At 68.6% G+C, this 5,053-nt stretch carries 4 protein-coding genes; 2 read left to right on the top strand and 2 right to left on the bottom strand.

All coding sequences use genetic code 11. The features are described from left to right. Positions 1 to 219: 219 nt before the first annotated feature. Positions 220 to 1,806: a DUF2235 domain-containing protein gene (locus I0Q12_RS00450; protein WP_197250078.1), complete on the bottom strand. Its 1,587-nt coding sequence runs from the start codon at positions 1,804 to 1,806 to the stop codon at positions 220 to 222. A gap of 323 nt (positions 1,807 to 2,129) precedes the next feature. Between I0Q12_RS00450 and I0Q12_RS00445 the strand changes: the two genes are divergently transcribed. Both I0Q12_RS00445 and I0Q12_RS00440 read left to right on the top strand, forming a co-directional pair. Beyond that, positions 2,130 to 3,677: an APC family permease gene (locus I0Q12_RS00445; protein WP_307845965.1), complete on the top strand. Its 1,548-nt coding sequence runs from the start codon at positions 2,130 to 2,132 to the stop codon at positions 3,675 to 3,677. Beyond that, a complete protein-coding gene (locus tag I0Q12_RS00440) occupies positions 3,674 to 4,426 on the top strand; it encodes an IclR family transcriptional regulator (RefSeq protein WP_197250076.1) in 753 nt (250 codons plus the stop codon). The genes I0Q12_RS00445 and I0Q12_RS00440 overlap by 4 nt, the downstream gene beginning before the upstream one ends. Here I0Q12_RS00440 and I0Q12_RS00435 read toward each other — a convergent pair. Continuing rightward, positions 4,410 to 5,053: aspartate/glutamate racemase family protein (locus I0Q12_RS00435; protein ID WP_197250075.1), on the bottom strand; the 644-nt coding region annotated here is incomplete at its 5' end. The genes I0Q12_RS00440 and I0Q12_RS00435 overlap by 17 nt on opposite strands.

Raw genomic sequence — 5,053 nt, 5'->3', positions numbered from 1 at the left:
GCCGAGCGGATTTCCACTTGGGGTTACACCCTCGAAACGGTGGACGCGGTGTCCGTCACACACGAGGGCGTGCCGCGACGGAGAGGCCGTCCGCTCGGCAATCACCCGTCAGGGGATTACTGATTGCACAAGGTCCGGAGGAAAGGAAGCGACGGATCGCCGCGGCTCACCGCCGAATTGCGGGCACGCGGTGAAAAGGTCGTCGATAAGACGGTAGCGTCACCGCGTCCTGGTCACCGTGAGGCGCACACTGCCCCGATTGTTGCCGTAGAAGCCCCACGCGTCGTTGGCAAAGGCGTAGAGGTATCCGGATCGGCACACCCGATCGGTGGTTCCTGCACCGATGGCGATGCGCTGATGCAGGGCCTCGGCACCCTTGAGGGGGATCGCGTCGTTGGCGACGACACCGATCAGCGACATCCACGGCAGGTCTTCGTACCTGCGGGTCAGCAGGAAGTCGGCCTGCGGGTTCCCGGTCACGAGCCGGAACAACCGCTCGCCCAGACCCAGTGCGCTGCTGGCCAGGCGGAACGCCTCCCGGGGGTGAAACTGCTGCCGGCCGGTGGTGCCGGCCGGGCCGGACGCGATATTGAGATCCATCCATTCGCCGCCGGCGGCGAAGGTGTACTCGCCGGCGTCGAGGTAGAGGCTGGTCCAGTTCCACGGATTGTAGGCGGATACGTCGACGGTGGCGGATTCTCCGGGTGCGAGGGTTCGGGTGGGCCGGTAGGGGCCGCTGGTAATCGGTGGTGTTTCGTGACGCCTGTACACCGACGAGTGCAGCGAGGGGCTGTTCCCACCTGCGTCGATCATGGGGGTGGCGCCGGGCCGCGGCTGCATGAACGGCTCGATCAGCGGTCGCAGGACGGGCTCGTACAGCGGCTCGAGCAGACCGTAGATGCCTTGGTTGTCGTCGTGCATCTTGCCGAGTGGGTCGGGTTGGATCTGTTTCTCGACCGCATCGCGGAACGCGAGCCCGACAGCGGCGCGCGACTCGTCGATCATCCATTGCAGTGCACCGTCGCTCAGGCCCGTCTGTGGGTGCCCGCCACCGACATCCATGTGGCTGCCCGGGAACCACACCTGCTCGACGGTTTGGCCCGGCTCCGGGTCGGACCACAACGTCGGAGTGAACGCTGCCCGCTGCTCGTCGAGCGCCACCGCGTGGCGCCCGTGCTTCACATGCCGGTTGAGTTTGACGTCGTGGAAGGCGTACCGCGTCGGAGGGTCCAGCAGGTTGGTCCAGCCGAGCGTGTCCGGGATGCCCAGCGCTCCGACGGTGTCCCACACGCCGATGAAGTCCACCGGGATCCGATCCGGCTGAGCGGGGTCGTAGGAGAAGCGGAGGCCGTCGCGCCAGCCGGGATCGGCGGCGGCTCCCCGCCGGTACCGCTGCCGGTAGACGTGCCGGATCCGATGCCGGATCGTCGACACATCGAGGCAGTCGGTCTCGATCAGCCCGCACGCCCCGATCATCCCGGCGACGCTGCGCGCGGTGAAGGCGCCGCGGCTGAAACCGAACAGCGCGATGGAGTCCCCGGGCCGGTACGTGGTGGTCAGCCAGTGGTAGGCGTCCGTTACGTCTCTCGACAGCCCGATTCCGGTTGCTCCTCCCAGTAGCCAGCCGAGCAGATCACCACTGACGGTCCCCACCCCGGACTGGTACCGAGTGAGCTGCTCCCGTCCCTCGGTCTGCTCGTCCGTCGCAGTGTCCACCAGGGCGTTGTACAAGCGGCGCACATTCGAAGGCGCCAGCTGGCCCGGTGTGTTCCAGGTGCCGTCGCAGCACACGACGAGTCGGCGCATCGTTCGACCTCCCCAACCGGCAAGCGGACAGATCCTCGCCGTATCCCCACCCGTGCCGGAGCCCCCTGCCGGCGACAACCCCCGACATGCGCGCCTGTCCATCGTGCTCTCGGAGATATGCGGTTGTCACTGGTCGTTAGGCTGCGCAAACAGCGGGCACCGCTGCCGTCCCGGCGGCCATGGACGAGTGCGCTGGGCAGCGCGTGACGAGAATCGCAATTCCCGGCACATGAGTAGGAAATATGCCGGAAACAATCGCTTCATACCGTCCCTACGGATGGCCCGGTCCCGATCGCGGGCCCACGAAGGGAACGGTGGCCGGGGTGAGTAGCGGCAGACGTGGCGGTAGTGGTTCACGGATCAGCGGCGCGCTCGCCGCAGCGATCGCGCGGTCGCGCAACAGCGAACCGAAGGCGCCACCGGTGTTCTCCCCGCTGCGGGCGCTGGGCCGCCGGCAGCTGTCCCAGATCGATCTGATCGGGCAGTCCCTGTCGACCATCGCGCCGGCAACCGGGATGATCTTCATCGCCGCCTGGATCATCACCGCGGAACCGGGCTTCGCCGGCCTTGCCGCGATCGTCGGAACCACCGCGGTCGTGGTCGCCGTCGCCTCCTGCATCACCCAGTTCACGCGACGCCTTGCCGCGGCGGGATCGCTGTACAGCTTCGCATTCCACGGGCTCTCGCGCCGCGCGACACTGACCGTGGGGGCCGCGCTTCTGCTCGGATATCTCGGCATCTCGATCTCGGTGCTCGCGAACTCCGCCGTCAGCCTGCTGGGAATCGGGACGGCCCTGGGAATCGACCTGCCGGGCACGGCACCGCTGCTGGTGACCGCCGCCCTGGTCGCCGGGACGGTCGCGGTGATCACCGTGCGCGGGGTGCGATTCGCGACCCGCGCGATCCTCGTCGTCGAGGCGTGTTCGCTCGTGCTGATCGGCGTTCTGATGGTCACCGGCCCCGAGATCGACGGAAGCGATGGTAGCCCTGCGGTATCCGCGAGCTTGCCGTTCCTGGCCCTGACGGTCGTGCTCAGCATGGCCGGTTTCGAGAGCGCGGCCTTCTTCGGAGCCGAGGCGCGGCGGCCACTGACGACGGTCTCGCGCGCCGTGCTCGTCACCCCGATGGTGTGCGGTGCCGTGTTCGTCTTCGCGGGCTGGGCCGCCATGTCCGGAAACGCAGGCGCGGTCGTCGCCGCCTACTTCGACGGCACCGCTTCCGGTGTCGGACTGCCGATGGTGATCGCGGTGAAGATCGGCGTCACGTGCTCGTGGCTCGCCTCCACGCTCGGCTGTGCTCAGGCCGGGTCCCGGCTGTTGCTGGCGATGGGCATCGAAGGAACGGCACCGACGTCGTTGTCGCGGGTACACGGCCGGCTGCGCACCCCGTACGTGGCCGTCGCCTCGTTCACGGTCGCGAGCCTGCTCGGCGCGAGTGCATACCTGTACATGTTCCTGACCGATGCGATCGTGTTCGACGGCTTCGTCGAGGTCGCGATCGTCATCGCCTACACCCTGCTCGCGGTGTCGTGCCTGCGGTTCCTGCGGCGGATCGGCGAGGACGCACCGTCCACCACCGCGCTGTCGGCCGGGATCGCCGTTGTCGGTGCGGGACTGCTCGCCTACCTGGTCGTCGACGGCGTGACGCACGGATCGTGGGCGATGCCGGTCGCGGTGCTCATCGTGGGCGTGTCCGGCACGATCTGGGCGTGGCTGCTGAGACGACTCCGACCCGAGTCCCTCACGACGATGGGGACGTTCGACAGCATCGAAACCATCGATCTGCTACCGGGCTCGGGTGAACTCGTGCTGGACGACGACGGTCGGCCCCAGGTCGTGTCGGTGCAATCCGGCGCGGGGTTCGGGGCATGACCGCACACGTCGAGGCCGAGGTCGGGTTCAGCGGTCAGCAGCCGAAAGCGGTGCGCAAGGCCCTCGTCATGCTCGAGGCCGTTGCACACCTCGGCCCGGGAGCGACCGCGAAGGAGATCGCCCGGTTCGCGGGGGTCGCGCCCACCACCGCCTACCGCATGCTCAATCTGCTCGTCGCGGACGGATTTCTGGTTCGGGTGCCGGACCTGTCGGGGTTCGCGCTCGGCCGGCGCACAGCCGAGTTGTCCCGCGCGGCGGTCGCGACGGACACGTCACCGACCCTGCACGAAACCGTCGAGGAGTTGCGCTCGCACACCCGGTTCGGGCTGCACGTGGCGTCGTTCGCGGGAGGGCGGCTGCGGTTCGTCGACCAGGATCCCGATCACGAGATCGTCGGGATCACGCTGCTCGCGAAGAACCTGCACGCGAACGCACTGGGCAAGGTGATGCTGGCGCACAATCCGGCGTTGAACGAGGGGCTCGAACTGCGCCGTCTCACCGATTTCACGGTGTGCGATCCGGAGGTGCTGCGCGCCGAACTGATGCAGGCGCAGCTCGACGGTCACGCGTTCGAGAATCAGGAGTGCCGGCTGGGCCGGTCGGCGCTGGCGGTGCCGATCCGCAACCACGCGGCCGAGGTCGTCGGGGGACTGTGCCTGCAGGGCTCTCCGCTGCGCGTCTCGCCGACCGACTACGAGCAGTTGCGATTCCTGCACGAGGGGTCGCGCCGGCTCACCGGATTGTTGTGAAGCCCTTCAGGATTCCCGTGTAGGGCTTCGGCGGCGGCGGCGCGAACTCGCCGCGTTTGCCGGTTGTCAGGCCCATCGTGACCAGCGACTGCACCGTGAGGGTCGCGGCCGCAACGCCGTCGACCACGGGGGCGCCGATGTCGGCGGAGATCCGCGCGCACAGATCGGCCATCCCCGCGCAGCCCAGCACGATCGCGTCGGAGCCGTCGGTCTCGAGGGCCTCGTGGCATGCCTCGGTGATGATCTTGCGGGCGTCGGGGTCGGTCTCGAGGTCGAGCACCGGAATCTCGCACGCGTGGATACCCCGGCACGCGTCGCGGAGTCCGTAGCGCTCGGCCAGGTCCCGGGCCCGGCCCGTGGTGCGGCCGAGGGTGGTGACGACGGAGAAGCCCCGGCCCAGGAAGCTCGCGGTGTGCATCGCGGCCTCGGCGATCCCCACGACCGGTCCGGTCGCGACCTCACGGGCGGCGTCCAGGCCCGGGTCGCCGAAGCACGCGATCACGTAGCCGTCGGCGCCGTCTTCTTCTCCTTTCGCGATCTCGGCGAGAAGGCCGGGTACGGCCAGGGATTCGTCGTAGTGGCTTTCGATCGACGCGGGCCCCATCTCGGGGCTGACCGCCTCGACGC

The organism is Rhodococcus sp. CX (assembly GCF_015865005.1).
GTDB lineage: Bacteria > Actinomycetota > Actinomycetes > Mycobacteriales > Mycobacteriaceae > Rhodococcus.
This window is presented reverse-complemented; position numbering and strand designations above follow the sequence as displayed.